Here is a 26,122-nt window from a genome sequence, read left to right on the forward strand (position 1 = left end):
CATGAGCGCTCACTTCACCGAACCGGTGGTCAGGCCTCCGACGATCTGCTTCTGCACCGACAGGTAGAGCGCCACGACGGGAATCGAGCAGAGCAGCGCCCCGGCGGCGAACTGACCGAACAGCCGGTTCTTCTCGTTGCCGATGCTCATGCTGTAGAGCCCGACGCCGACGGTCTGCGAGCTGACGTCCTGCAGAAAGATCGAGGCGAGCAGAAACTCGCTGAACAGGCCGATGAACGAGATCATGAAGGTCGTGACGAGGATCGGCATGGTCAGACGCAGGATCATCGTGAAGAAGATCCGGGCGTGTGAAGCGCCGTCGACCTTGGCCGCCTCGTCGAGCTCTCGCGGCACCGTGTCGAAGTAGCCCTTGAGGAGCCAGACGTTCGCCCCCATGGCGCCGCCGAGATAGACCAGGCCGAGGCCGAGCACGGTGTTGAGCCCGAGGGCCGGAATGATGTCACCGATCTTGGCGAACATCAGGTAGAGCGCCACGAAGGTGAGCAGGGCCGGAAACATCTGCAGCAACAGCAGGCTGAGCAGCCCACCTCGGCGACCCTTGAACCGCATCCGCGAGAAGGCGTACGCCGCGCAGGCTCCGATGAAGACCTGGCCGAAGGCTCCGATGAAGGCCACCAACAGCGAGTTCTTGAACCAGGTGGTGAACGGTCGCGCCGGGTCGTTGAAGAGGGTGTCGAAGTTGCTCATCGAGAAGCTCTTCGGGATGAGCTCGGCCGAGTTCAGCGTGCCGGACGGGTTGAAGGCAGCCGAGATGAGGAACACGATCGGGAACAGGGCCCAGATCAGCGCCACGACGGCGAGACCGTGCCGCCACCAGACCGACCTGCCGAGGCCTCGAGGGCCTTGGGCCGTGGTCGCGGTGCCGTGGGCGGTCTTCGCCCTGATCGTGGTGGCCGCCGGCGCGGCGAGCGAAGCGGGTTCGGTGGACATCAGTTGACCTCCTCGAGAGAAGCGGTGCGACGGAAGCCGGCGTAGCTCATGATCGCGACGATGAAGAAGATGATGATCGAGACGGCAGCCGCGAGCCCGTAGTCGGGCGAGGTGCCGCTGAAGGCGAGCCGGAAGGCGTAGGTGATGAGCAGGTCGGTGTTGCCGATGCTCGTGTTGTCGGAGTCGAACGGCCCACCGCCCGTCAGCAGGTAGACCAGGCTGAAGTTGTTGAAGTTGAAGGCGAAGGAGGCGATGAGCAACGGCCCGACCGCGACGAGCAGCAGCGGCATGATGATCGACCGCAGCGTGCGGGCCGGGCCGGCACCGTCGATCTTGGCGGCCTCCCGCACATCAGACGGGATCGACTGCAGGGCCCCGGTGGTGATGAGGAACATGTACGGGAAGCCGAGCCACAGGTTGGCGATGAGAATGGCGGCCTTGGCCGCCCACGGGTTGCCGAGCCAGTCGACGTCGAGATGCGTCAGGCTGTTGACCAGGCCGTAGTCCTGGTTGAACATCGAAGCCCACAGCAGCGAGGTGACGAATCCCGGTATGGCGTAGGGCAACACGAGCAGGGCCCGGTAGTAGCTCTTGCCCTTGAGTCGCTCGTCGTTGAACAGCAGCGCCAGCAGCATGCCGAGGATGAACGTGGTGATCACCGAGAGCGCCGCGAACGCGATGTTCCAGGCGAAGATCTTCAGGAACCCGCTCCGGATCGACGAGTCGGTCAGGATGGTCTGGAAGTTCTTGAACCCGACGTTCTCGACCCACTTCTGGGGGAAGGCCTGGCCCTTGCCGTCCTGGGGCACGAACCGGGCGTCCTTGACGACGTACACCTGGCCGGTCGCGGTGTTCTTCAGCGTGTCACTGGCCTCGTCGTAGGTCACGGTGGCGCGGCCCTCGAAGGCCTCACTGAGCCCGACCGCCTTGATGCCGCTGCCGTCGGTGCTCGGCACGGCGAAGGTCGCCAGGTCTTTGCGTGCGTTAATCTGGCGAGCGTTGAGCACGGTGAACCCGGGGGCCTTGGTGATCTTGCCCGAGTCGGTCTTGACCACACCGTCGGCCGGCAGGTCGGACAGACCCTTCTCGTCGCCGACCTTCAGGGCACCGTCGGGGCTGGTGAGCAGGAAGAAGAGGTTGCCGGTGGCAACGTCGGAACCCTCCTTCACCGCGATGCTGAGCTTGTACCGGGGTGCGCCCGCCACCTCCCGCACGGAGTTGCGCTCGATGGCCGTGATGGTCTCTGCCTTGGTGATCGTCTGGCCGTTGGTGAAGGCCGTGCTCACGGTCATGATGATCGGCCACACCTGCAGGCCGAGCAGCAGGATGAGACCGGGGAGCAGGTACTTCATCGGGATGCTGCGTCGGGTCGAGTAGACGACGAGCACCGCCATGACCACGATCGCGAGGATGACGATGTAGAGCCCGTAGCCCTCGTCGGCCAGCCGCGTGGCGAGGTAGAACGCGACCACGACGACCAGGGCGAGCGCAGCCCACTTGACGATGACGGCCCACAGCGGGGGCTTCGGGCTGTGGTAGGTGGGCGGGCTCGCCGGTGCCGGCGGCGTCTTGGTGGCCAAAGACATGGGAGACCTCTATCCTGAGCAGGGAGCGAGAGCGCGAGGGCAGGTCGGGGCGCGCCTGCTGTGCAGGATTGCGACCTCAGTGGCGCATCGCCATCCGGGTGGTCGGCACCGCAGAGCGCCGACCACCCGGATGGGTCAAACTCAAGGGCTGGTCAGCCCTTGTTGATGTTGGCGACGATTTCCTTCTGAGCCGACGCGAAGCGCGCCTGGGCTCCGGCCTTGCCGGCGATGACGTCGGCCGACGCCTGGCCGAGCGGGCCCCAGACCGAGTTCATGGCCGGGATGTTCGGCATCGGCTTGCTGTCCTTGCCGGCCTCGAAGAACGCCTTGACGTCGGGGTTTGACGCCGCGACCTCGTCGTAGGCGGCGGTGAGGGCCGGCGGGCGGCCGAGGGCCTTGAACAGCTCGAGCTGAACGTCCTTCTTGGTGAGGTAGTTCGTCACGAACTCCTGCGCGATGGCGGCGTTCTTGGCCTTGGCGCTGACGTAGAACAGCTGCACGCCGAGGAACGGCTGCATCTGGCCGCCACCGTCAAGGGTGGGCAGGTCGCTGATGGCGTACTTGATGTTCGCCTTCTTGGCGTTCGTCGTGGCCCAGGGGCCGGTGAAGAAGTACGGCGCCTTGCCGGCGTCGAAGAGGCCCTCGGCGTTGTCGTCACCGACGTTCGTCGAGAGCACGCCCTCCTTGCCCAGCTTGGCCAGCACCTCGGCGCCCTGCACAGAGCCCTTGCTGTCGACGATGACCTTCTTGGGGTCGAACCCGCCGTCTGCGGACGCTCCGAAGATGCCGCCACCGAAGGCGCTCATGTAGGGGTAGGTGTAGTAGGCGTTACCCACCTTGCCGACCTGCTGCAGCAGCACGTTGGTGACCTTGGGGTTCTTCGCCTTGATCGCCTTGCCCGACGCGACCAGCTCGTCCATGGTCTTGGGGGCGTCGGGGGCGAGGGCGGTGTTGCGCATCAGCGCGATGTTCTCGACCGCGTAGGGCACGCCATAGTTCTGGCCGTTGAACTTGGCCGCGTTGATCGACTGCCTGCTGAACTGTGATGCCGTGTCGGCCGAGAGCTGGATCGGGGCGACCGTGTTCTCCTGAACGAGCTCACCGAGCCAGTCGTGGGCGCCGACCACGATGTCGGGGCCCTTGCCCACCTTCGTGGCGTCCTTGAACTGCTGGCGGGTGTTGACGGCGATCTGCACCGAGGTGGTGATGCCCTGCTCCTGCCCGAAGGCGTCGGCGATCTTCTTCACCGTCGGAGCCCGGTCGGCGTCGGTCCAGATGACGAGGTCGACGTTCGCGTCGCGCACGGGCGCGTCGGTCGTCGATGACGGCTTGGGGGCCGCCGCGCTGGTGCTGGTGTCGTTGGCCGCTGGGGCCGCCGTACCGGGGGTGGACGGGGTTGACGACCCGCCGCAGGCGCTGAGGGCCAGGGCGGCAACGCCCGAGATGGCCATCGCGCCGATGACACGCTTGTGCATGGATTCTCCTTCGAAGCCAGGTGGCACACGCCGCCACCGGTGGCGTGAGGTTAGCAAGAAGGTCCCTGCAAGATCCACCCTTCTTGCAGCAATTTTTTGCAACGATCTGATCTCGACCCCTCCATGACGGCGGAGAGAGACCGCCGCCACGTGGTCGAACCACGCCCTCGGTGCGTCTTGGTTCGGCGTCGAGAACCGCAGCGCCACGCGGTCGTCAGTCGACCGGGGGTAGCGGTGACGACACTGTTGAGACATGATGGGCCTGCCGCCCGACCGGGCGAGCATGCCCTTTACAACGGATCGTCCGGCACGTTCCTGCCGGTGAAGGAAGGCAATGGCGCCATGGCAACAGTAACGTTCGACAACGCGACCCGGCAGTACCCGGGCAACCCCGTTCCCTCGGTAGACAAGCTCAACATCGAGATCGAAGACGGCGAGTTCCTCGTTTTCGTCGGCCCCTCCGGATGTGGCAAGTCCACCTCACTGCGCATGCTGGCCGGCCTCGAAGAGGTCAACGCCGGCCGCATCCTCATCGGTGACCGCGACGTGACCAACCTCTCCCCCAAAGACCGCGACGTCGCGATGGTCTTCCAGAACTACGCGCTCTATCCGCACATGACGGTCGCCGACAACATGGGCTTCGCGCTCAAGATCGCCGGCGTCGACAAGGGCGAGATCCGCAAGCGCGTCGAAGAGGCCGCGAAGATCCTCGACCTCTCGCCCTACCTCGACCGCAAGCCCAAGGCGCTCTCCGGTGGCCAGCGCCAGCGCGTTGCCATGGGCCGCGCCATCGTGCGCTCACCCCAGGTGTTCCTGATGGACGAGCCGCTGTCGAACCTCGACGCCAAGCTGCGCGTGCAGACGCGCACGCAGATCGCGTCGCTGCAGCGCCGTCTCGGTGTCACCACCGTCTACGTCACCCACGACCAGGTCGAGGCCATGACCATGGGTGACCGGGTCGCCGTGCTCAAGGACGGCATCCTGATGCAGTGCGACAGCCCGCGCCGCATGTACGACCACCCGCAGAACGTCTTCGTCGCCGGCTTCATCGGCTCGCCGGCCATGAACCTCATGGAGGCTTCGGTCACCGACGGCGGTGTCAACCTCGGCGGTCACACCGTTCCCGTCGAGCGTGACGCCCTCAAGAGTGCCGGCAAGAACGTGACCCTCGGAGTGCGCCCCGAGGACCTTGAGCTCTCTGACGACGGCAGCGGCATCCCGGTGACGGTCGACGTCGTCGAAGAGCTCGGCGCCGACGCCTACATCTACGGCTCCACCGAGCAGAAGCTGCTCGCCTCCACGGGCGAGACCGGCGGCCCGGTCCCGTTCATCGCCCGCGTCGACGGTCGTCGCCCCCCGGAGAAGGGCACGGTCATCCACCTCAAGCCCAAGAGTGGTCACGTGCACGTCTTCAACGCCGATTCGGGCGAACGCATCGGCGACTGACGACCCAGCACCGCAACGAGAGGGCAGTTCGCGCCCGTGACCCGCAAGCCACGCTTTCGGAGAACGGCGCGCGAGCTGCCCTTTTGGGGTCCACACGCCCTAGGCTCACCCCCGTGACAAAATCGGGCCTCGGTCGCTACTGGCACATCGCGACCCTCACGGTGGCCGTCGTCGCGCTGGTTCTGCAGCTGGCACTGATCGTCTCCGGTCAGAACGTGCTCGAGGGGGCGGCCAAACCCGTCTCCGACCTCGAACGAGTGCGCCGCTTCTTCTGCTACTTCACCATCCAGTCGAACTTCCTGGTGGCCGTGGCGATGGGGTTCATCGTGGCCCGACGTACCGCCGGGCAGGTCTTCCGCGTCATCCGGCTCGCCTCGCTCGTCGGCATCACCGTCACCGGCATCGTCGCGTTCGTCGCACTGCCACCCTCACCTTCGTACTCGGCGCTCAACCTGCTGTGCGACCGACTGCTGCACATCGTCGTGCCGGCGCTCACCTTCGTCGGGTGGCTGGCCTTCGGCCCGCGGGGCAAGGTGCGCCGCGAAGACCTGCTCCCCTCCCTCATCTGGCCCGTGCTCTGGCTCGTCGCCACCCTCGCCCTCGGTCCGTTCGTCGGCTGGTACCCGTACCCGTTCATCAACGTCGACCAGATCGGCTACGGCCGCACGCTGGTCAACTGCGCGCTCATCGCGGTGCTGTTCTTCGCGTTGGCCGCCGCCGCACGGTGGGCCGACCGGCGCCTGCCCACGCGCGTCCCCGATCGTGACACGATCTCCTCGTGACACTCGAGATCACCACCGCCCGGCCCGACCCCGCCCTGCTCGACCTCCCGTGGTCGACGCCGCTGGAGGACTGGCCGGAGGATACCCTCGCCGCCCTGCCCCGTGGCATCTCGCGTCACGTCGTGCGGTTCGTCAAGCTGGGCCCCCGGGTGCTGGCCGTCAAGGAGATCAAGGCCGACATCGCCGACCGCGAGTACGCGATGCTGCGCAACCTACGCCGCCTCGGAGTGCCGTCGGTCGAGCCGTTCGGTGTGGTGCACGGCCGCACCGATGCGTTTGGCGAGCCGCTCGACGCGTGTCTGATCACCCGGCACCTGCAGTTCTCGTTGCCCTACCGCGCCCTCTACAGCCAGAACCTCCGGCCCGGCACCGCCGTTCGCCTCATGGACGCTCTGGCGCTGTTGCTCGTGCGGCTGCATCTCGATGGCTTCTGGTGGGGCGACGTCTCGTTGTCGAACACGCTCTTCCGTCGTGACGCCGGCGCCTTCGCGGCCTACCTCGTCGACGCCGAGACCGGAGAGCTGCACCCGAAGCTGTCGCGCGGACAACGCGAGCACGACCTCGACATCGCCCAGGTCAACATCGCCGGAGAGCTGATGGACCTCGATGCCGGTGGTTTCCTCGAAGAGAGCGCCGACCCCTTCGACGTGGCGGCATCCATCATCGAGCGCTACCACTCCCTCTGGGACGAGCTGACCGCCACCGAGCAGTTCGAGGCGGGCGACCGCTGGCGGGTCGAGGAGCGCATCCGCCGGCTCAACGGCCTCGGCTTTGACGTCGACGAGCTGTCGATCACCACCGACATCGGGGGCACCGAGATGGTGATCACCCCGAAGGTCGTGGATGCCGGGCACCACTCCCGCCGCCTCCTGCGCCTCACCGGGCTCGACGTCGGCGAGAACCAGGCACGGCGTCTGCTCAACGACCTCGACGCCTACGCCGCCGCCACCGACCGTCAGGGTGAAGACGAGGAGATCCTCGCCCACGACTGGCTCGCGAAGGTCTACGAACCGGTGGTTCGTGCCGTGCCGCGCGACCTGACCGGCCGTCTCGAACCGGCCGAGGTCTTCCACGAGGTGCTCGAGCACCGCTGGTACATGAGCGAGCGAGCCGGCCACGACGTCATGGTGGGCGACGCCCTCGCCGACTATCTCTCGGCCGTGCTCCCCTCCAAACCGGAGGAGAAGGCGGTGCTCGGCGTCGACACCCAGGAGATGCCGGTGATCAGCGGCCCGCTCTGACGCCCGGCCGGGCTCGGTCGTGCGCCGGGCCCGACAGGATCTGGCCGAAGAGCACCGTGATCCACAGCAGGAACGTCAGCACGTGAACTCCGGTGCACCAGAGGCAGATCGCGTGGATGCGGTAGAGCTCGGCCCACACCAGGTAGAGCGCCATACCGAGGCCGATCGTCAGCCACGCCAGCCGAACCGGGTCGAGCCACCCCTCGCCGCGACGCCACACCGCCGGTAGACACAGCACCAGTGAGACCGCGAAGAAGACGAGGCCGAGCGGCGCGACCGGCACGCCCATGAAGGTGCTCCAGGCGCTCGAGGTCACCTTGGCGCAGTCGACGACTCCGCCGATGCTGCAGGCGAGCGTCGCGTTGTCGGTGAGGTGCTCGTAGGTGAGGTACGCCGACACGAGCAGCCCCGCGACGTTGAACGTCAGCGTCGTCGGCGCCAGCCAGCCCGGGCGTTCACGCACCATCAGCCGGTCACTTCTTCAGCAGCGCGGAGGCCGCCAGCACACCGGCGGAGGTGCACACGTTGGTGGGCTTCCCGCCGTTCTGGTCGCAGAGCTGGGCGGTCATGACGTTGGCGGCCGGCAGCACGCTCTTGCCGAGCTCAGAGCTCGGGTCGAGGATGCCGGTGATGATCTGTTCGTAGGTCTTGCCCTCGAAGGCCTGACCCTTGACGGTCGCCCCCGAGGTGGCGTGGGTGCCGCCCCAGCTGATCCACGGGATGCTGCCCTGGGTGTTGTACTTCTGGAACAGCGCGGCGTTCTCACCCTCGAGTGTCTGCAGGGGCTTGCCGTCGCGGTCCTGGGTCTCGACCGAGGTGAAGGCGACGGTGTCGCTGGTGTACTTCGCCTTGAGGAACGAGAAGGTCGGGGTGTCGGGCAGAGTGTCGGCCGAGCTGCTCGTCGTCTCGGTGATGCCTTCGAACGACCCGAACCGCGACAGGGCAGCGATGAGCGCCCAGCGCTCGATGGCGCAGAACGGGCAGAACTCCGCTCCGACGTAGAGCACGCGCGGCTTGCCGTCGACCTTGATCTCGCTGGCTCCGGCAAGCTTGACCGGCACCTGCTCGGCGGTCGGTGCGGCGGCCGCGTCGAAGGTCGCGGCCGGGATGGTGGTCAGCTTCGACAGGGCAGCGGCGCCGGCGTTTCCGCCGGCGGCGGGCGCGGGCGCCGGCCGGTTCGCGATGACCGAGCCGACCGCGACCGCGATGATGATCACCACCACGGCGACGACCGCAGCGATCACCTGTTTGCGCTGTCGGTCCTTGCGCACCGCCTCGGCCCGCATCTGTGCTGCGCGCTCGGTCGCTGCCGCTCTGCTGCTCTTCGCCACCGGGTTCGTCCTCGATCTGTCAGTTCTGGATGCCGCGCGGCTGGCGCCACGTGACACGTGCCGACGCCACGGTAGACCGCATCAACGAGTCGTGGCGACGCTTGAACAACCTGTGGCCGGTCCGCAGAGTTCCCGAGGGTCGCTGAAACGGTCCGGCACACTTCTCGCACAGGATGACCGAAATCCGCCGAAAGGCCAAAACCGGCCGCCGTTCGATCGTCGGAGGCCGGCCCCGGTGAGCTCAGCGACGACGCTGACGGGCGATCTCGTAGAGGGTCACACTGGTCGCGATGCCGGCGTTGAGCGACTCGACCGCCGAAACCATCGGGATCGACACGATCTGGTCGCAGGTCTCGCGGACCAGCCGAGAGAGTCCCTTGCCCTCCGAACCGGTCACGATGACGAGCGGCTCGGCGGCGAGCGTCAGGTCGGGCAGCTCGACATCGCCCTCCATGTCGAGCCCGAGGATGAAGAACCCGGCCTTCTTGTACTCCTCTAGCGCCCTGGTGAGGTTGCTCGCCTTGGCGACGCGCACGCGGGCCGCGGCGCCTGCGGAGCTCTTCCACGCCGAGGCGGTCAGGCCCGCCGACCGACGCTCGGGCACCACGACCCCGTGGCCGCCGAACGCAGCCACCGAACGGATGATGGCCCCGAGGTTGCGCGGGTCGGTGATGCCGTCGAGGGCCACGACGAGCGGGATGCCGGGAAGCTCGGGGTCGATCAGGTCGCTGGGGTGCGCGTACTCGTAGGGCGGCACCTGCAGGGCGAGCCCCTGGTGCACAGCGCCGTCGGTGAGCCGGTCGAGCTCGCCGCGGGGGGTCTCGAGAATGGCCAGACCTCGACCGGTGGCGATCTTGAGCGCCTCACGCACCCGGTCGTCGGTGTCGATGCGGTTCGCGATGTACATCGTCGACACCGGGATGTCGGCCCGCAGTGCCTCGAGCACCGAGTTGCGCCCCGCGACCATCTCACTGCTCGCCTTGTTCTTGCGGCCCGACCGGGCCGGCCCGCCCTGGCCACGAGAAGGGGCGCCGTAACCGGAGGAGGCCCCAGATCGCTTGGCGGCCGTGCGGGCCTGCTTGTGGGCGGAGTGGTACTCGCGGTCGGCGGCCTTGGGGGTCGGTCCGCGCCCTTCGAGGCCACGCTTGCGCTGCCCGCCCGAGCCGACGGTGGCACCCTTGCCGCCCTTGCGTACGGCCCCGCGCCGCTGGGAGTTGCCTGGCATGTCAGTCCTTCGAGTTGGGAGAGGAGGTGTCGGTCGAGCTCCGTCGAGCCAGCGCCCAGCGGGCACCCGACGGTGTGTCGGTGATCTCGATGCCCACTGCGGCGAGCTGGTCGCGGATGGCATCGGCGCGGTCGAAGTCACGCTCCTGCCGGGCAGCCTGGCGCGCGTCGAGCTGGCCCCGCACCAGGGCGTCGAGCGCCTCTTGCGCGGCCATGGCTCCCGCGTCACCCTCGTGGTGCCAGTGCTCGGCCAGGGGGTTCACCCCCAGCACGTCGGTCATGGCCACCACCGCGGCGGCCGCATCCAGGGCGGCTTCGTCGTCGCCGTCATCGAGCGCGATGTTGCCGGCTCGCACGGTGTCGTGGATGACCGCGAGGGCACCCGAGACGCCGAGGTCGTCGTTCATCGAGGCGACGAACTCGGCCGGGAACGGTGGCGCCAAAGCCGGCCCACCGGCATCCAGGCCGTGGGTGTCTGACCCGGCACCTGCGAACCTCGCGATCTCACCCCGGCGGGAGGCTCGCTCGAGAAAGCCCTCGATGCGCTCGACGGCGCTGGCCGCCTCTTCCAGAGAGCCCTCGTGGTACTCGATCATCGAGCGGTAGTGGGCTGCCGTCAGGTAGTAGCGCAAGGCGATCGGGCGGGTGGTCTTGAGCAGCTCACGCACGGCCAGCGCGTTGCCGAGCGACTTGCCCATCTTCTCGCCCTTGACCGTCACCCACGCGTTGTGCAGCCAGTACCGTGCGAACCCGAGACCCGCGGCCCGCGACTGGGCCTGCTCGTTCTCGTGGTGCGGGAAGCGCAGGTCGATGCCACCGCCGTGGATGTCGAACTCGTCGCCGAGCCAACGGCGCGCCATCGCCGAGCACTCGAGGTGCCACCCGGGCCGGCCCGGGCCGAACGGGGTCGGCCACGACGCACTCTCGGGCTCGGCGGGCTTCCGGCCCTTCCAGAGCGCGAAGTCACGCGGGTCGCGCTTGCCTCTCGGGTCGGCGTCGTCGGCGTTCGCCATGTCGTCGATCGACTGGTTGCTGAGCGAGCCGTAGTCGGGCCACGACCGCACGTCGAAATAGACGTCGCCGCTGCCGTCGGGCGCCGCGTAGGCGTGGCCCTTCTCGATCAGCGTCTCCATGAGCGCCACCATGTCGGGCACGTGCCGGGTGGCGCGCGGCTCGTAGGTGGCCGGCAGCACTCCGAGCGCGTCGAGCGCGGCTGCGGTGTGCCGCTCGTTGCGGTAGGTGAGGGCGAACCAGGGCTCCCCCGCCTCGGCGGCCTTGCGCAGCACCTTGTCGTCGATGTCGGTGACGTTGCGCACGAGGGTGACCTCGAAGCCGTGGCCCACCTCGAGCCAGCGGCGCAGCACGTCGAACGCCACGGCAAAACGAATGTGCCCGATGTGCGGCTCGCCCTGCGTCGTGAGGCCGCAGATGTAGATGCCGACCCGGCCCGGCTCACGAGGCGTGAAGTCCCGCTGTTCGCGGGCGGAGGTGTCGAACAGTTGCAGAGTCACCCGCCCGAGTCTATCGGCGCAGGAGACGGCCCCCCGCCACAGCGCCCGCTACGCTCGCCGCATGCCCAGCCAGCCCGAGGCCGCCCGGGGAGAGCCGCGTCTGACGAGCTACCAGCGTCTTGACGGCCACGAGGTGCGTGCCGTCATCGTCTACCTGGGTGAACGCATCGACCGTTACCTCCCACGTCACCCCGGCCTGCGGTCGGTGACCCGAGAGCTGGGCGAGGTGGTCGATGACCTCCTCGACCGCGCCAACCGGGCCAGTCGCGCCCGGGCGGCGCTCACCTGGCTCTCGCGAACTCTGATCGCCGTGATCCTGGTGGTCGTCGTGGTGGCCACGGGCAGCGCCGTGCGCGACGGCGTGGCAGAAGCCGGGGCGCTGCGCGCCTTCGAATGGCTCCCCGTCGTCGAGAGCGGCATCAACGACCTGGTGTTCGCCGGGATCGCGATCTGGTTCCTGCTCTCCCTCGCCGACCGGGTGGTGCGCAGGTCGCTCATCGGCTACCTGCACCGCCTCCGGTCGATGGCCCACATCATCGACATGCACCAGATGAGCAAGGATCCGGCGGTGCTGCTGCCCGCCGCGTTTCCGGTCGCTCCCGTGGGCGACGACGTGGTGAGCCCCCGCACCATGTCGGTGCGCGACTACGCCCTCTACCTCGACTACTGCAGCGAGCTGCTCTCGCTCACCGCCAAGGGCGCGGCCCTGTGCGCCGAGGAGTCGACCGACGCCCTCGTGCTCGACACCGTGAGCGAGATCGAGTCGATGACGACGGGCATGAGTCGCAAGATCTGGCAGAAGATCAGCCTGCTGCACGACAAGGCGCCGGGGTCGCTTCGCGGCTGACCACGCCGTACGAAAGTGGCCACTCGACCGGGTGTTCCAGTCGAGTGGCCACTTTCGTACGCACTGTGCGGCAGACGGGCGGTCAGTGGCCTCGGCGGATCCACTCCTCGACGTCGGGCTTCTCGGCCCCGATCGTCGTCGAGTGGCCATGGCCGGTCAGCACCGTGGTCTCGGGGTCGAGCACCAACAGCTTCTCGCGGATGGAGACCACGATCGTGTCGAAGTCGGAGTAGGAACGACCGGTCGCCCCCGGGCCTCCCTTGAACAGGGTGTCGCCACTGAAGACCGTGAGCAGGTCGCGGGCGTGGAAGCAGCACGAACCGGGTGAGTGACCCGGCGTGTGCAGCACGAACAGCTCGACGTCGCCCACCTGCACGACCTGGCCGTCGGCGAGGTCGAGGGTAGGCAGCAGGCCCTCGTGGGTCTGGTCCCACAGCACCCGGTCGTCAGGGTGCAGAGCCACCTTCGCCTCCGGATGAGCCTCGAGCAGCTCCGGCACGACGGTGACGTGGTCGTCGTGGGCGTGACTGAGCAGGATGTGGGTCAGCCGTCGGTCACCGATCGCGGCCAGGATCGGACCGGCGACGTGGGGCGCGTCGACGACCACGCACGAGGTGTCGTCGCCGATGACCCAGACGTTGTTCTCGACCTCCCACGTGCCGCCGTCGAGGCTGAAGGTGCCGTCGGTCGTGGTGTGCTCGATGCGCACACCGCCGGGCGAGGTCTCTCCCACCTGCGCGATGGATGCCGCCTGGTCGCTCACAGCTCCACCACCGAACGCAGCACGTTGCCGCCGTGCATCTTCGCGAACGCCGCCTCGACGTCACCGAGGCCGATGCGCTCGGTGACGAACGCGTCGAGGTCGAACCGGCCCTGCTTGTACAGCTCGACGAGCATGGGGAAGTCGCGGCTCGGCAGGCAGTCGCCGTACCAGCTCGACTTCAGGGCGCCGCCACGGCCGAAGATCTCGATGAGCGGCAGAGTCACCTCCAGCTCGGGGGTCGGCACTCCGACGAGCACCACCGTGCCGGCCAGGTCGCGGGCGTAGAAGGCCTGCTCGTAGGTCTCGGGCCGGCCGACCGCCTCGATGACCACGTCGGCGCCGAACCCACCGGTCAGCTCGCGCACCGCCTCCACCGGGTCGACGGCCTTGCTGTTGACCGTGTGGGTGGCCCCGAAGCGCTTGGCCTGCTCGAGCTTCTCGTCGCTGATGTCGACCGCGATGATGGTGGTGGCGCCGGCCACCTGCGCTCCGGCGATGGCGGCGTTGCCGACTCCGCCGCATCCGATCACCGCGACCGAGTCGCCTCGAGTCACGTTGCCCGTGTTGACGGCCGCCCCGAAGCCGGCCATGACGCCGCAGCCCAGGAGGCCGACAGCGCCCGCATCGGCCTGCGCCACCTTGGTGCACTGCCCCGCGGCGACGAGGGTCTTCTCGATGAACGCGCCGATCCCGAGCGCCGGGCTCAGCTCGGTGCCGTCGGTCAGCGTCATCTTCTGCTTGGCGTTGTGCGTGTCGAAGCAGTACCACGGCTTGCCCTTGAGGCAGGCCCGACACTGACCGCACACCGCTCGCCAGTTGAGGATGACGAAGTCACCCACGGCCACCTCGGTCACGCCCGCACCGATGGCCTCGACGACCCCGGCCGCCTCGTGACCGAGCAGGAAGGGGAACTCGTCGTTGATGCCACCCTCGCGGTAGTGCAGGTCGGTGTGGCACACGCCGCAGGCGTCGATCTTGACCACCGCCTCGCCGGGGCCGGGGTCGGGCACCACGACGTCGACCACCTCGACGTCGGCTCCCTTGCTGCGGGCGATGACTCCCTTGACGGTCTGCGACATGACGGCTCCTTCGAGTGCGTTGGTGCGTTGGTGCGGTGGGGCCAGCCGGCGCGCTGCCCACCCCGATCCTGCCTCACCGCCGCGCGCGCGGGTCAGCCGGTCCGCGTGCTGTCAGAGAAGGCGGGCGACCACGAGCGCGGTCGCCACGGCGGCGATGCCCTCGCCGCGTCCCGTGAGGCCCAGGCCGTCGGTCGTGGTGCCGCTGACCGACACGGGCGCGCCCACGGCATCCGAGAGCACCCGCTCGGCTTCGGCGCGGCGGGTGCCGATCTTGGGCCGGTTGCCGATGACCTGCACGGCGATGTTGCCGATCTCGAACCCGGCCTCGCGCACCAGCCGCGCCGCCTCGGTGAGCAGCACGGCTCCGGAGGCTCCCGCGAGCTCGGGGCGGTCAGTGCCGAAGTGCGCGCCCAGGTCGCCAATGCCGGATGCCGTGAAGATCGCGTCGCACGCCGCGTGGGCTGCGACGTCGGCGTCGGAGTGGCCGTCGAGGCCGCCCTCCCCCGGCCAGTGCAGGCCGGCCACCCACAGCTCGCGGGGCGATGCCTCGTCGGCGTACGCGTGCACGTCGACCCCGACGCCGACCCGCGGTAGGGAGGCTGGAGGCATCAGGCCTCCTTCCAGTCGATCGGCCCCCGGTGCAGCTTCCAGGGCGCGGCCTGAGCCACCGGCTTGATGACCATGGTGTCGATGTTGACGTGCTGGGGCAGGCCGACGACGAACCCGACACACTCGGCGACGTCGTCGGCCACCAGCGGCCGGTCGACGCCCGCGTAGACCCGATCGGCGCCGGCCTGGTCGCCACCGAGCCGGGTCAGGGCGAACTCCTCGGTGTGCACCATGCCGGGGCGGATGTCGATGACCCGGATGTTCTCACCGTTGAGCTCGAGCCGGAGCGTCTCGGTGACGACCGAGGTGCCGTGCTTGGCGGCGACGTAGCCACCGCCCCCCTCATAGACCCGTTCACCGGCGATCGAGCTGATGTCGACGATGGTGGCGCGAGCCGAGCGCCGCAACAGCGGCAGCGCCGCCTGAACGACCCGCACCGACCCGAGCACGTTGGTCGCGTACATCTGCTGCCACTGCTCGAGGTCGCCGTCTTCGACCCGGGTCACCCCCAGCGCGCCCCCGGCGTTGTTGACCAGCACGTCGAGCCGGTCGAGCCCGGCCGCGCCCGCCTCCACAGAGCCAGCATCGGTGACGTCCATGACGACCGCTCGAGCCACGCCGTCTGCGCTTGCCACGTCGGCCACCACCGCGTCGAGCTTGTCGCGGCGCCGACCGGCCACCACCACCTCGAACCCGTCGCGGGCCAGCCGCCGCGCGATCGCCGCACCGATGCCGGTGCCTCCGCCGGTGATCAGGGCGATGGGTCGTAGCTCGTCGGGGTCAGTCAGGCTCTCAGTCACGCTGCCGACAATAGGCGCTTGCACCTTCGCTGTGATCCGCGGTCAGGGTGACCGTGGAACACATGACCGGGGTGAACGGCAGCGCCGGTCAGGGCGTGAGCAGGCGGGTGGCCGCGTCGAGGTCGGCGCGCGTGGTGATTTTGAGCGACAGCGGGTCTCCGTCGACGACGAGAACCGGCTCACCCAGGCGTTCGACCAGAGCCGCGTCGTCGGTGGCGGTGCCGCCGAGCGCGTGGGCTCGCTCGAGCACGTCGCGACGGAAGCCCTGCGGAGTCTGGATGGTGCGCAGCGCGGCACGGGCGGGGGTGGCCACGACCCGCCCAGCGGCATCCACCTGCTTGATCGTGTCGACGACGAGCATGCCGGGCACCACTGCCGGGGCCCCGGAGCGCACCGCCGCGACGACGCGCTCGAAGACCACCACGGGGGTCAGGCACCGCGCCGCGTCGTGCACGAGCACGATGTCGACCTCGGCGGGCAGCGCGGCCAGGCCGGCCGCGACGGAGTCACTGCGCTCTGCCCCGCCGGTCACCACGGTCGGCGCGACCCGGGTCGGCGGCATCGGATCACCGGACAGGGTGGCCGCGTACCGCGAAACGGCGTCGCGGCAGGCGGTCTCGGTCTCGGGTCGGTGGCCGGCCGGCGCCACGACGACCACCGCCATGAGGCCGGGGCACGCAAGAACCCCCCGCAGGGCGTGCCCAAGGATGGGCTGCCCGGCGAGGGGAACCAGGGCCTTGGGCAGAACTGCCCCCAGACGCGAACCGGAGCCGGCCGCGACGACGATGACGCCGACGCGACCGGCTCCAGCCGATCTGTTCACAGTGCTACCGGATGCCGCTTCGCTCAGGACGCGAGGACCTCGTCGAGGATGGTCTCAGCCTTCTCCTCGTCGGTCTTCTCGGCGAGCGCGAGCTCGGAGACGAGGATCTGTCGCGCCTTGGCCAGCATCCGCTTCTCGCCGGCGGACAGGCCGCGGTCCTGGTCGCGGCGCCACAGGTCGCGCACGACCTCGGCCACCTTGATGACGTCGCCCGAGGCGAGCTTCTCGAGGTTCGCCTTGTACCGACGCGACCAGTTGGTCGGCTCCTCGGTGTGGGGCGCCCGCAGCACCTCGAAGACCTTGTTCAGGCCCTCCTTGCCCACGACGTCGCGGACACCCACGAGGTCGCAGTTCTCGGCGGGGACTTCGATCGTCAGGTCACCCTGAGCGACCTTCAACTTCAGGTAGAGCTTGTCCTCTCCCTTGATCGTTCGTGTTCTGATCTCTTCGATGAGTGCAGCCCCGTGGTGGGGATACACGACCGTCTCGCCGACCTTGAAAACCATGTGCTGTTTTCCCCTTTCGCGACCTCTAGATTACCACGTCCCGGGGGTGATCTTGACCCGGCGTCTCGATGTCTGCGCAGGTCAGAGCCCTGATGCCGGTCATTTGGGGGTGGTCTGGAGTCTTGACAGAACGGCCCCGAACATGCATCGAGGCCAGGCTTCGAACGCCCTGGGACGCGGGCCGGGGAGGTTCCGGCCGGGCCCCGGGCCCGCTCCCGTTCACCGGCCGGCCGACGGGCCTGCACCAGTCCTCAACCTGTTCTGCACCTGTCCCCCACCTGACAGCCGGCTGCCCGGCCGGGTCATCGGGAGGTTCTGGCGGGGCGCCGCTAGGCTGTCGCTCGTGAACCGCCATCTGCTCGCCTCGTCCCGCGCAGGCCGCGTCGCGGCTGCCTCCCTCTCCGGTCTGGCCGTCGCCGGCCTGACCGCCGGTTGCATGGTGTTCTCGCCGGTGCAGACCACGGTGGCGTACGACCCCGCCGACGGCAACGCCACCAACATCGGGGCGGTAGCGCTGCGAGACCTCTCGCTCGTCGGTGGCGCCGGCCAGGCCGTGATCTCCGGGTCAGCCATCAACGAGGGCGACGCGCGGGTCACCGTTCAGGTCGCCCAGCAGGCGAGCGACGGCTCCGTGGCGGGCGGGTCCGAGGTCGAGCTGGCCCCGCGCGAGCAGGTTGACCTCTCGACGCGCAACCTCGTGCTGTCAAACGTCGCCGCCAAGCCCGGAGCGGTCGCGACCCTACGCGTCACCGCCACTCCCGGCGGCACAACCATCATCACCGTTCCGGTGCTGGCCGCTAACCGTTACCTCTCGACCGTGACCCCGACCGCAGTGCCCACGACCCCCGCACCGGCGACCCCCACGGTCACAGCTCCCGCACCCGCGGCCCCCACGACCCCGGCCGGCTGACGCTCGTCAGGTAACCGCCTGCGCCAGGCTGGAAGGTCAGTCAGTCTCGAACGTCAGCTGGTCTCGAACTTGTAGCCCAGACCGCGCACGGTCACGATGTGCACGGGGTTCGCGGGGTCAGGCTCGACCTTGGCCCGGAGCCGCTTGACGTGCACGTCGAGGGTCTTGGTGTCGCCGACATAGTCGCTGCCCCACACCCGGTCGATCAGCTGCATCCGGGTCAACACTCGACCGGAGTTGCGCAGCAGCATTTCGAGCAGCTCGAACTCCTTGAGCGGCAACGGTGTTGACCGTCCGTCGACGGTGACGGTGTGTCGCTCTACGTCCATCCGCACCGGGCCGGCCTCGAGGGTGGCCGGCATCAGCTCCTCGGGCTCTGCGAGCCGTCGCAGCACGGCCTTCACGCGGGCGAGCAGCTCTCGGCTCGAGTAGGGCTTGGTGACGTAGTCGTCGGCACCGATCTCGAGGCCGACGACCTTGTCGATCTCGCTGTCCTTGGCGGTCAGCATGATGACCGGCACCGACGAGCGCTGGCGCAGCCCACGACACACGTCGACCCCCGACAGGCCGGGCAACATCAGGTCGAGGAGCACGAGGTCGGCGCCCGAGGCGTCGAACTCGGCGAGGCCGGCCGGGCCGGTCTCGGCGACCACCACGTCATAGCCCTCCTTGCGCAGCAGGTACGAGAGCGGGTCGGAGAACGAGATCTCGTCCTCCACGATCAGGATGCGGCTCAACGGTGGCCTCTCACGGGGGTCAGGGGACGTTCCGGAGGCTCGATCGACTCCGGGGGCATGGCGACGGGCGCGGAAGCGCCCGTGGGCGGCAAGGCGGGCACGTGGCTGCGGGCCACGGTCGGCAGCGAGATGGTGAAGGTCGAGCCACGGCCGACCTCCGACCAGACCGACACCTGGCCGCCGTGGTTGTCGACGACGTGCTTGACGATCGCCAGCCCCAGACCCGTGCCTCCGGTCGCCCGGGAGCGGGCGGTGTCGACGCGGTAGAACCGCTCGAAGATGCGCTCCTGCTCCTCGACGGCGATGCCGGCGCCCTGGTCGGTCACGGAGATGGCGATGAGGTGCTCGGCCGGCCTTCGCACCGACACACCTACTCGGGCCCCGTTCTCGGAGTGGGCGATCGCGTTGCCCACGAGATTGCGGACGGCCGTCGTGACCAGCTCGGCCTCCCCCCACACCTCGCAACCGGCATCGGCGTGCAGAACCAGCTCGATGTCGTGCTCCTCCGCGATCAGGCGACACCGTTCGACGGCGTCGGCCGCACAGGCCCCTACGTCGACGATCTCCGGGTTGCTCACGACGTCGGTGCCCTGCAGGCGCGAGAGCTCCACGATCTCCTTGACCAGATGCGTCAGGCGGGTCGACTCCACGCCGATGCGGGTGGCGAACCTGGCCACCGCCTCGGGGTCGTCCTGGGCGGCCCGCACCGCCTCGGCCAGCAGCGAGATACCGCCCACCGGCGTCTTCAGCTCGTGGCTGACGTTGGCCAGGAAGTCACGGCGCACCTGCTCGACCCGGTGGGCCTGGGAGCGGTCCTCGACGAGCAGCAGCACATGGTCGGCGCCGAGCGGGGCCACCCGGGCGGAGACCACCAGTCGCCCCTCCCCGAGGCCGTTCTGCAGCACGAACTCGGACTCGCGGATCAGCCCGTCGCGGCGCACCTCGCGCGCGAGCCCCAGCATCTCGGCGTGCACGAGCTCCTGCCCCCGCACCAACCCATGGGCCACCGCCGCCGGCGAGTTGTTCACGACCCGGTCGGAGGCATCGACGAGGATGCCGCTCGAGCGGAGCACCGACAGCACCTCGCCCACGCCGGGCGGAAGGCTCGGCGTCGGAGCAGACACCACCTCGCTGCGGGTGGCCCGGTCGGACAGACGGATGGCGGCCATGGCCACACCGCCCAGGGCCAGCCCGGCGATGCCGCCGAGCGTCGCCGCGGTCGTTGGGTCCACGACACTCAGGGTACGCACTGGTGAGCGGGCCGAGCGTCACGTAGCGGCCACGGGAGCGTCAGTTGCGCACGGCATCACCTGAGTGTTCACCTGAGGTCCGCCACCCATTCACGCGAGGCTGCCAATCTCGGCGTGCCGCCCCGGTGCGATCCACGCCCGGAACCAGTGCGGCACCACCCGAGCACCTGCCCACCAGTGCAGGGCAGCAGACAGGAAACCGATGCGCGACCAATTCCACGAGGATCTCGACACCATCACCGACCAGCTCGTCGAGCTCACCCGGCTCGCCGGTTCGGCCATCTCCCGCGCGACGACCGCCCTGCTCGACGCCGATGTCCACCTCGCCGAGTCGGTCATCGAGGCCGACCGTCAGCTCGACGAGATCCGCATCGAGCTCGACGAACGGTCGATCGACCTGCTGGCCCGCCAGCAGCCGGTCGCGACCGACCTGCGCATCGTCGTGACGGCGATGCACATGAGCTCAGACCTCGAGCGCATGGGCGACCTCGCCCGCCACGTGGCCAAGGTCGCCCGGCTGCGCACCCCGAAGTCGGCGGTGCCGCCGCAGCTGCGCTCCCACATCCTGCAGATGGGGCAGGTCGCCGAGGCCATCGTCGCGCGGTGCGGGTCGATCATCGCGAGCAAGGACGTCGTCGCCGCGCTGGCCCTCGACCAGGACGACGACGCCATGGACGAGCTGCACCGTCAGCTCTTCTCGGCGCTGCTCGACGAGAACACCTCGTGGTCACGCAGCGAGCTGCTCGACCTCACGCTCATCGGTCGCTACTACGAACGCTTCGCCGACCACGCCGTCTCCGTGGCTCGACGCGTCGTCTACCTCGTCACCGGCGAGTACGACGGCGCCGTCGACCACGAGGACGAGGAGGACCGGGCCGACGAGGCCACGCTGGAGAGCCGCGCCGGCTGATCTCATACCGAGACGTTGCCGCCCGGTCGAGTGGCCACTTCCGTACGGGTCCACCCCGTACGGAAGTGGCCACTCGAGGTTCAGCGGCCCTGGTTGGCCACGGCCTCGGCCGCCGCCCTGGCCGCCTCGGGGTCGAGGTAGCGCCCACCGGCCGTGACCGGCTTGAAGCTGTCGTCGAGCTCGTAGACCAGCGGCATGCCCGTGGGAATGTTGAGCCCGGAGATCTCGTCGTCGGAGATGCCGTCGAGCGTCTTGACCATGGCCCGCAGCGAGTTGCCATGGGCGACGACCAGCACCGTGAGCCCGTCGGCGAGATCGGTCTGGATCTCGTTCTCCCAGTAGGGCAGCAGCCGCTTGACGACGTCCTTGAGACACTCGGTCAACGGCATCGCCTCGCCGAGCCCGGCGTAGCGCGGGTCGTCGGTCTGCGCGAACTCGCTCGCCGGGTCGATGGGCGGCGGCGGCGTGTCGTACGACCGGCGCCACTCCATGAACTTGGCCTCGCCGAACTCTGCGAGGGTCTGCTTCTTGTCCTTGCCCTGCAGCGCGCCGTAGTGGCGCTCGTTGAGCCGCCAGTCACGCTTGACCGGTATCCAGTGACGGTCGGCGGCATCGAGCGAGAGGTTCGCGGTGGTGATCGCCCGACGCTGCACCGAGGTGTGCACGATGTCGGGCAGGATGCCGGCCTCCTTCAGCTGCTGCCCGGCGCGCACCGCCTCGGCACGGCCCTTCTCGGTGAGGTCGACATCGACCCAGCCGGTGAAGAGGTTCTTGGCGTTCCATTCACTTTCGCCATGACGGACGAGAACGAGCGTGTAGGTCATGCCGCCACCCTAGCCAGACCGGTCACGACCGCGCATCGTCGTCTGCAGCGAGCAGATGCCGGAAGGCGTCGAGGTTGTGCGTCGACTCTCCCCGCGACACCCGCCAGGCCCACTCCTTACGCATCGAGCCGAGGAAGCCGAGAGCCAACAGCTCGTTGAACGCCTCGTCGCAGGCCGCCAGCACCACCCCGAATAGCTGGTCGAGGTAGTCCGCCTCGAGGGCCGGCGTGGGCACCTCGCCGCGCACGTAGACATCACCGTCGGAGTCGATGGCGTAGGCGAGGCCGGGCAGCCGCAGGTTCTTGCGCAGCAGGGTGCGGTAGAAGACCTCGTGGTTCTCGTCGGGGTTGCGGATGACGAAGGCGCTCACACTCGTCGTGCGGTCGCGCACGAGCAGCGACAGCACCGTCTTCAGCTTCTTCTCGCCCGGAAGGGCGACGACGTACTCGCCGGGCCGGGCCCCGAGCTCGTAGCCCAGCCCAACGGCATCCACATAGTCGATGAGCCTTGACGCCGCTTGAGCGGCATCGCCCTGGCGTCGGCTCTCCCCGGTTGGCACGTCAGCGTGCTCGTCGGCGGTCATCGCTCCATCCTCGCACCCGCCCCCCGCCCCCCGCCGGGCTAGGGGGTGACGGCGGTGGGCACTCCGGCCAGCCGCAGACTGGCGTCGATCGACGACTCGGCGTGGTTGCCGATGGCCTCGCGGTAGACCTCGAGCAGCCGGTCGGTGGTGGCGCCCCAGCCGAACGTGCTCGCGTGCAGCACCGCTCGTCGGGCCAGGGTCTCTCGGCGCCCCGGGTCGTCGACGAGCGTGCCGATGGCCTGCGCCCAGTGGGCCGGGTCGTGGCCCTTGACCAGCACGCCGGCGTCGCCAACCGCCGTCGGCAGGCCACCGACGTCGGCCGCAACGACCGGGGTGCCGCAGGCCTGCGCCTCGATGGCCACGAGACCGAACGACTCGCTGTGGCTGGGCACGACCACGAGGTCGGCCGCGCGGTACCAGTCGGCGAGCACCTGCCGCTCGACCGGTCGCACGAACCGCACGAGATCGGCGATACCGAGCTCACGCGCCAGCTCCTCGAGCCCGGTCGGGCGAGCCAGACCAGACCCGCTGGGGCCGCCGACGACGGCCACCGTGAGCGCGGCGCGGCGCCGTGGGTCACGTCTGACGAGCTCGTGAGCCGCGCGCAGCAGCAGGTCGGGCGCCTTGAGCGGCTGGATGCGCCCCACGAAGAGCAGCAGCACGTCGTCGGCACCCACCCCGACTGCTCGCCGGGCGGTCGACCGGTCACCGGGCCGGAACGTCGAGAGGTCGACCCCCGGTGGCACGACCGACACCTTCTCGGGTGGCGCGTCGTACAGCTCGACGAGCTCACGCGCCTCGCCCTCGGTGTTCGCGATCAGCCGGTCGGCGGCATCGACCACCTGGGCCTCGCCGATCTCGCGACCGAGCGGCTCGGGATCGTCTCCGCTCGCCAGGTGCCGGTTCTTGACGCGGGCCATCGTGTGCATCGTGTGCACGAGCGCCACGCGCCACCGGTCGGCGGCCAGCCAGCCGACCTGCCCCGACAGCCAGTAGTGCGAGTGCACGAGGTCGTAGTGGTTCTCGGGAACCGACAGCCCGGCCTGCATGATCCCGGCCGAGAAGGCGCACAGCTGACCGGGAAGGTCGTGCTTCGACAGTCCCTCATACGGTCCGGCCGTCACGTGACGCACCCGCACCCCCGGGGCCAGCTCACCCTCGAGCGGGGTGTCACCGTTCGTGCGGCGGGTGAAGATGTCGACCTCGGTGCCCCGCTTGGCCAGCTCCTTGGCGGTCTCGGCCACGTAGACGTTGAGGCCACCGGCGTCACCGGTGCCCGGCTGCTCGAGCGGCGAGGTGTGCACACTGATCATCGCCACCCGTCGCGGATCGGCGGTCATCGGCACCCTTTCGTCACCCAGCACATGCTTGCAGCATCTCAACCCACCCGCAGCCGGGACGATTCCCGTCGTCGTACCGGATGCCGTCAGAGCCGGGTCGTCGGAACGGATGCCGTTCGCGAACCGCTGCCGTAGGCTCACGGCGTGGCTCGCGCACGTCCGGTCGGCACGATCACCCGAGGCACGACGGGACCGAACCGGCTCCGGCGTTGCGACCGCTGGATCGCCGGCCCCCAGGGCTGGCGGTTGCGGCGCAGCGAGGCACCGCCGGTCGTGGTCGACCTCGGCTACGGGGCCAGCCCGGTCACCGCGCTCGAGCTGCACACCCGGTTGCTTCGCGTCCGAGCCGACGTGCAGGTGGTGGGGATCGAGATCGACCCCGTTCGCGTTACGGCCGCCAAACCGTTGGAGCGCGAAGGCCTCAGCTTCAGGCGCGGGGGTTTCGAGGTGCCGCTCGAGAAGGAACAACGCGCCACGGTCGTTCGTGCTTTCAACGTGCTGCGCCAGTACCCCGAGCACGAGGTCGACGCGGCGTGGTCGCGGGTGCGCGAGCGCCTCACCCCCGATGGCCTGCTCGTGGACGGTACGTGTGACGAGATCGGCCGCCGAGCGGCCTGGGTGGCCGTCGACCGTCACGGACCGGTCAGCCTCACCCTCTCGCTGCGCCTCGGCGGCCTCGAACGCCCGTCAGATGTGGCCGAACGCCTACCCAAGTCGCTCATCCACCGCAACGTGGCCGGTGAGCGGGTTTACGACTACCTGCGCGACCTCGACCGCACGTGGGCGCGTCGCGCGCCGGCTTCGTCATGGGGCGCTCGGCAGCGCTTCCTCGAGGTCGCCAGCGAGCTGAGCGAGCGCTGGCCCCTCCTCGACGGACCGAGCCGATGGCGCCTCGGTGAGCTGACGGTGGCGTGGGAGGCCGTCGAACCCCGGTAGGGGCTCCCGGCCAAAGCCACGGCCGATCACCCCGAGGGCGCCTTCCCGAGGCGTACCATCGCACCATGTCGCACAGCGGCATGGCCGTCGATACGCACGGCCATGGGGTGATCGTGTTCCACCAGGCCTCCGAGTGGGTCGGCGCCGTCGTGCCCTGGCTCGCCGACGGCATCCGCTCAGGTCTGCGAGTCGTCGTCGTCGTCACTGCCTCGCACGACTCCCTTCTGCGTCAGGGCCTGACCGACATCGGCGTCGACATCGCTGCCGCCGAGGCCTCCGGCCGCTACCAGTACCTCGACGTTCAGGCCGCTGCCTCGGCGTTCGTCGACGACAACGTGTTCGACGAGGCGGCCTTCCGGGCGGTGGTGCGCGGCATCCTGGACGGTCCGGAGCCGGCCACCCCGACCGGCGGCGCCGGCGCCGCAGTGTCCGCCGGCATCCGGATGGTCGGCGAGGTGTCGGCCCTGATGGTGTCACGGGGCGGGGAACGGGTCGCCCTCGACATCGAGGCCCTGTGCCAGGAGATGACGACTACCCAGCCGGTCAGCCTGAGGTGTGTGTACGCCGCCGACGTGCTGCGTCCTGCCGACCTGGGGCTGGTGCGTCAGGTCTTCGACCTGCACACAGAGGTGTCAGTGACGCCCGACGCCGCCGTGGTGGCGCCGGTGTCGGAAGATTTCGTCGTCGCGCGCGACGTGGAGCATCGCGTCGAGCTCTTTCACGGTGCGCCGCAGTCCATCGCCGAGGTGCGCCGGTTCGTCACCGACACCCTCGACCGGGAACACCCGCTCGCAGTGGTGCTCGACTGCTCCCTGATCGCCTCCGAGATGGCCACCAACGCCTACGTGCACGCCGGCGGCTCGCCGTTCCGCGTAGGGGTCCAGCTTGTGCCTGGTCGCGTTCGCATCACGGTCGAAGACACCTCGGTCACGCCCCCCTCGATGCCGCAGCCTCTGGAGCACGACGAGGGCGGTCGAGGAGTGGCCATCATCGACGCGTTGTCAGACAGCTGGGGCGCTGACGCCCTGCCGAGCGGCAAGGTGGTCTGGGCCGAGGTGCTGACTTCCCCAGGGTCTTCAGCCGCCTCGAAAGCTCAGCGGGCGTAGTCGTCGGAGAGTCGCTCGATGTCGGTCTCGTCGAAGAAGCCGAAGGCGACCTCGAGCAACCGACCGGGCTGCTCGCCGGAGTTGCCCATACGGTGGGTCGACCCTCGGGGCACCCAGATCGTCTCGCCCGGCTGAGCCTGCCAGACACGGTCGTCGACGGTGATGTCGATGGGCACGTCGAGCACCTGCCACATCTCACCTCGGTGGTCGTGCTTCTGCAGCGAGAGCCGGTGGCCCGGCTGGACCGTGATGATCTTGACGGTGACCTGCTCGTTCGAGACGAACTGCTGGAACTCACCCCAGGGCCGCTCCGCCACGAAGATGTCGGCCGTGGGGTTGCGCAGACCGAGGTCGTACTCGACCGCGCGGTGACGCGGAGGAACCTCGCTCGGATGGTCGTGATCGTGGTCAAGCGCGTCGTCATGGCCGCCGTCGGCGGTCTCGAGCAGCTGCGCGAGAGCACCGTCGTGGTGCTGGTCAGTCATGAGAGATCCCCTTGGTCGTGAGTTGCCAAGTGTGCCCTACCGGACCCTCTGCTCCACGCAAGCGCGC

Annotated in this window: 27 protein-coding genes; 8 read left to right on the forward strand and 19 right to left on the reverse strand. The window is 69.1% G+C overall.

Going from position 1 to position 26,122, the window contains the following annotated elements:
• Positions 1-9: 9 nt before the first annotated feature.
• The 3 genes from BA895_RS14220 to BA895_RS14230 all read right to left on the reverse strand — a co-directional run bounded on the left by BA895_RS14220 (position 10) and on the right by BA895_RS14230 (position 4,012).
• Positions 10-951, reverse strand: a complete 942-nt coding sequence (locus BA895_RS14220) for a sugar ABC transporter permease (RefSeq protein ID WP_070192554.1) — start codon at positions 949-951, stop codon at positions 10-12.
• Positions 951-2,537: an ABC transporter permease subunit gene (locus tag BA895_RS14225; RefSeq protein ID WP_070192555.1), complete on the reverse strand. Its 1,587-nt coding sequence runs from the start codon at positions 2,535-2,537 to the stop codon at positions 951-953. The genes BA895_RS14220 and BA895_RS14225 overlap by 1 nt, the downstream gene beginning before the upstream one ends.
• Before the next feature lie 152 nt (positions 2,538-2,689).
• Positions 2,690-4,012 carry a maltose ABC transporter substrate-binding protein gene (locus tag BA895_RS14230; RefSeq protein ID WP_070192556.1) on the reverse strand — a complete coding sequence of 441 codons (1,323 nt, stop codon included), beginning with the start codon at positions 4,010-4,012 and terminating at the stop codon, positions 2,690-2,692.
• 342 nt (positions 4,013-4,354) lie between these two features.
• Between BA895_RS14230 and BA895_RS14235 the strand changes: the two genes are divergently transcribed.
• The 3 genes from BA895_RS14235 (at position 4,355) to BA895_RS14245 (ending at position 7,481) form a co-directional block, all read left to right on the forward strand.
• The gene (locus tag BA895_RS14235; RefSeq protein WP_070192557.1) at positions 4,355-5,458 is read left to right on the forward strand and encodes an ABC transporter ATP-binding protein; all 1,104 of its coding nucleotides are present in this window, start codon (positions 4,355-4,357) and stop codon (positions 5,456-5,458) included.
• Between the two features lie 113 nt (positions 5,459-5,571).
• On the forward strand, positions 5,572-6,240 hold the full coding sequence (locus tag BA895_RS14240; RefSeq protein WP_070192558.1) for a Pr6Pr family membrane protein: 669 nt from the start codon (positions 5,572-5,574) through the stop codon (positions 6,238-6,240).
• Positions 6,237-7,481: a DUF4032 domain-containing protein gene (locus BA895_RS14245; protein WP_070192559.1), complete on the forward strand. Its 1,245-nt coding sequence runs from the start codon at positions 6,237-6,239 to the stop codon at positions 7,479-7,481. Before BA895_RS14240 ends, BA895_RS14245 begins: the two co-directional genes overlap by 4 nt.
• On the opposite strand, the gene BA895_RS14250 is transcribed toward BA895_RS14245, so the two are convergent.
• The 4 genes from BA895_RS14250 to cysS form a co-directional block, all read right to left on the reverse strand.
• The gene (locus BA895_RS14250) at positions 7,465-7,947 is read right to left on the reverse strand and encodes a vitamin K epoxide reductase family protein (RefSeq protein ID WP_070192560.1); all 483 of its coding nucleotides are present in this window, start codon (positions 7,945-7,947) and stop codon (positions 7,465-7,467) included. The two genes, BA895_RS14245 and BA895_RS14250, sit on opposite strands and share 17 nt — an antisense overlap.
• A 7-nt stretch (positions 7,948-7,954) precedes the next feature.
• Positions 7,955-8,812 (reverse strand): DUF929 family protein, encoded by an 858-nt coding sequence (locus BA895_RS14255; RefSeq protein ID WP_070192561.1) that lies wholly within the window; start codon positions 8,810-8,812, stop codon positions 7,955-7,957.
• 241 nt (positions 8,813-9,053) lie between these two features.
• Positions 9,054-10,037, reverse strand: coding sequence for a 23S rRNA (guanosine(2251)-2'-O)-methyltransferase RlmB (gene rlmB / locus BA895_RS14260; RefSeq protein ID WP_070192562.1), 984 nt, complete (start codon positions 10,035-10,037; stop codon positions 9,054-9,056).
• 1 nt (position 10,038) lies between these two features.
• Positions 10,039-11,547, reverse strand: a complete 1,509-nt coding sequence (gene cysS / locus BA895_RS14265) for a cysteine--tRNA ligase (protein WP_070192563.1) — start codon at positions 11,545-11,547, stop codon at positions 10,039-10,041.
• Positions 11,548-11,608: 61 nt separating this feature from the next.
• Here cysS and BA895_RS14270 point away from each other — a divergent pair, with 61 nt between their 5' ends.
• Entirely contained in the window at positions 11,609-12,394 is a 786-nt protein-coding gene (locus BA895_RS14270; protein ID WP_070192564.1) for a hypothetical protein, read from the forward strand.
• An 82-nt stretch (positions 12,395-12,476) separates the two neighbouring features.
• Here the strand turns inward: BA895_RS14270 and BA895_RS14275 are convergent, their stop codons facing one another.
• The 6 genes from BA895_RS14275 to BA895_RS14300 form a co-directional block, all read right to left on the reverse strand.
• Positions 12,477-13,157, reverse strand: coding sequence for an MBL fold metallo-hydrolase (locus tag BA895_RS14275; RefSeq protein ID WP_254666475.1), 681 nt, complete (start codon positions 13,155-13,157; stop codon positions 12,477-12,479).
• Complete coding sequence (locus BA895_RS14280) at positions 13,154-14,236, reverse strand: S-(hydroxymethyl)mycothiol dehydrogenase (RefSeq protein WP_070192565.1); 1,083 nt, start codon at positions 14,234-14,236, stop codon at positions 13,154-13,156. Before BA895_RS14280 ends, BA895_RS14275 begins: the two co-directional genes overlap by 4 nt.
• 111 nt (positions 14,237-14,347) lie before the next feature.
• Positions 14,348-14,845, reverse strand: coding sequence for a 2-C-methyl-D-erythritol 2,4-cyclodiphosphate synthase (gene ispF / locus BA895_RS14285; protein WP_070192566.1), 498 nt, complete (start codon positions 14,843-14,845; stop codon positions 14,348-14,350).
• Entirely contained in the window at positions 14,845-15,645 is an 801-nt protein-coding gene (locus BA895_RS14290) for an SDR family oxidoreductase (RefSeq protein WP_254666476.1), read from the reverse strand. The genes ispF and BA895_RS14290 overlap by 1 nt, the downstream gene beginning before the upstream one ends.
• An 88-nt stretch (positions 15,646-15,733) precedes the next feature.
• Entirely contained in the window at positions 15,734-16,468 is a 735-nt protein-coding gene (gene ispD / locus BA895_RS14295; protein WP_070192567.1) for a 2-C-methyl-D-erythritol 4-phosphate cytidylyltransferase, read from the reverse strand.
• 23 nt (positions 16,469-16,491) lie between these two features.
• Complete coding sequence (locus BA895_RS14300; protein WP_070192568.1) at positions 16,492-16,974, reverse strand: CarD family transcriptional regulator; 483 nt, start codon at positions 16,972-16,974, stop codon at positions 16,492-16,494.
• 343 nt (positions 16,975-17,317) lie between these two features.
• Between BA895_RS14300 and BA895_RS14305 the strand changes: the two genes are divergently transcribed.
• Positions 17,318-17,884, forward strand: coding sequence for a hypothetical protein (locus BA895_RS14305; RefSeq protein WP_175442330.1), 567 nt, complete (start codon positions 17,318-17,320; stop codon positions 17,882-17,884).
• A 53-nt stretch (positions 17,885-17,937) separates the two neighbouring features.
• Here the strand turns inward: BA895_RS14305 and BA895_RS14310 are convergent, their stop codons facing one another.
• Together BA895_RS14310 and BA895_RS14315 are read right to left on the reverse strand one after the other, a co-directional pair.
• Entirely contained in the window at positions 17,938-18,621 is a 684-nt protein-coding gene (locus BA895_RS14310; protein ID WP_070192569.1) for a response regulator transcription factor, read from the reverse strand.
• Positions 18,618-19,853: a cell wall metabolism sensor histidine kinase WalK gene (locus tag BA895_RS14315; protein WP_083283368.1), complete on the reverse strand. Its 1,236-nt coding sequence runs from the start codon at positions 19,851-19,853 to the stop codon at positions 18,618-18,620. Before BA895_RS14315 ends, BA895_RS14310 begins: the two co-directional genes overlap by 4 nt.
• 220 nt (positions 19,854-20,073) lie before the next feature.
• On the opposite strand from BA895_RS14315, the gene phoU reads away from it, so the two are divergent.
• Positions 20,074-20,781 carry a phosphate signaling complex protein PhoU gene (phoU, locus tag BA895_RS14320; RefSeq protein WP_070192570.1) on the forward strand — a complete coding sequence of 236 codons (708 nt, stop codon included), beginning with the start codon at positions 20,074-20,076 and terminating at the stop codon, positions 20,779-20,781.
• An 80-nt stretch (positions 20,782-20,861) separates the two neighbouring features.
• On the opposite strand, the gene BA895_RS14325 is transcribed toward phoU, so the two are convergent.
• The 3 genes from BA895_RS14325 to mshA are packed head-to-tail and all read right to left on the reverse strand — an operon-like array spanning position 20,862 to position 23,528.
• Positions 20,862-21,605 (reverse strand): phosphoglyceromutase, encoded by a 744-nt coding sequence (locus BA895_RS14325; RefSeq protein ID WP_070192571.1) that lies wholly within the window; start codon positions 21,603-21,605, stop codon positions 20,862-20,864.
• A 22-nt stretch (positions 21,606-21,627) separates the two neighbouring features.
• The gene (locus BA895_RS14330; protein WP_070192572.1) at positions 21,628-22,188 is read right to left on the reverse strand and encodes a YbjN domain-containing protein; all 561 of its coding nucleotides are present in this window, start codon (positions 22,186-22,188) and stop codon (positions 21,628-21,630) included.
• A 38-nt stretch (positions 22,189-22,226) separates the two neighbouring features.
• Positions 22,227-23,528, reverse strand: coding sequence for a D-inositol-3-phosphate glycosyltransferase (gene mshA / locus BA895_RS14335; RefSeq protein WP_070192573.1), 1,302 nt, complete (start codon positions 23,526-23,528; stop codon positions 22,227-22,229).
• A 144-nt stretch (positions 23,529-23,672) separates the two neighbouring features.
• Between mshA and BA895_RS14340 the strand changes: the two genes are divergently transcribed.
• Positions 23,673-24,464 carry a class I SAM-dependent methyltransferase gene (locus BA895_RS14340; RefSeq protein ID WP_070192574.1) on the forward strand — a complete coding sequence of 264 codons (792 nt, stop codon included), beginning with the start codon at positions 23,673-23,675 and terminating at the stop codon, positions 24,462-24,464.
• 65 nt (positions 24,465-24,529) lie between these two features.
• Positions 24,530-25,570: an MEDS domain-containing protein gene (locus BA895_RS14345; protein WP_070192575.1), complete on the forward strand. Its 1,041-nt coding sequence runs from the start codon at positions 24,530-24,532 to the stop codon at positions 25,568-25,570.
• Here BA895_RS14345 and BA895_RS14350 read toward each other — a convergent pair.
• Entirely contained in the window at positions 25,558-26,055 is a 498-nt protein-coding gene (locus tag BA895_RS14350) for a phosphomannose isomerase type II C-terminal cupin domain (RefSeq protein ID WP_083283369.1), read from the reverse strand. The two genes, BA895_RS14345 and BA895_RS14350, sit on opposite strands and share 13 nt — an antisense overlap.
• Between the last annotated feature and the right edge of the window lie 67 nt (positions 26,056-26,122).

Origin of the sequence: Humibacillus sp. DSM 29435, assembly GCF_001758225.1 — a bacterium.
Taxonomy (GTDB): Bacteria; Actinomycetota; Actinomycetes; order Actinomycetales; family Dermatophilaceae; genus DSM-29435.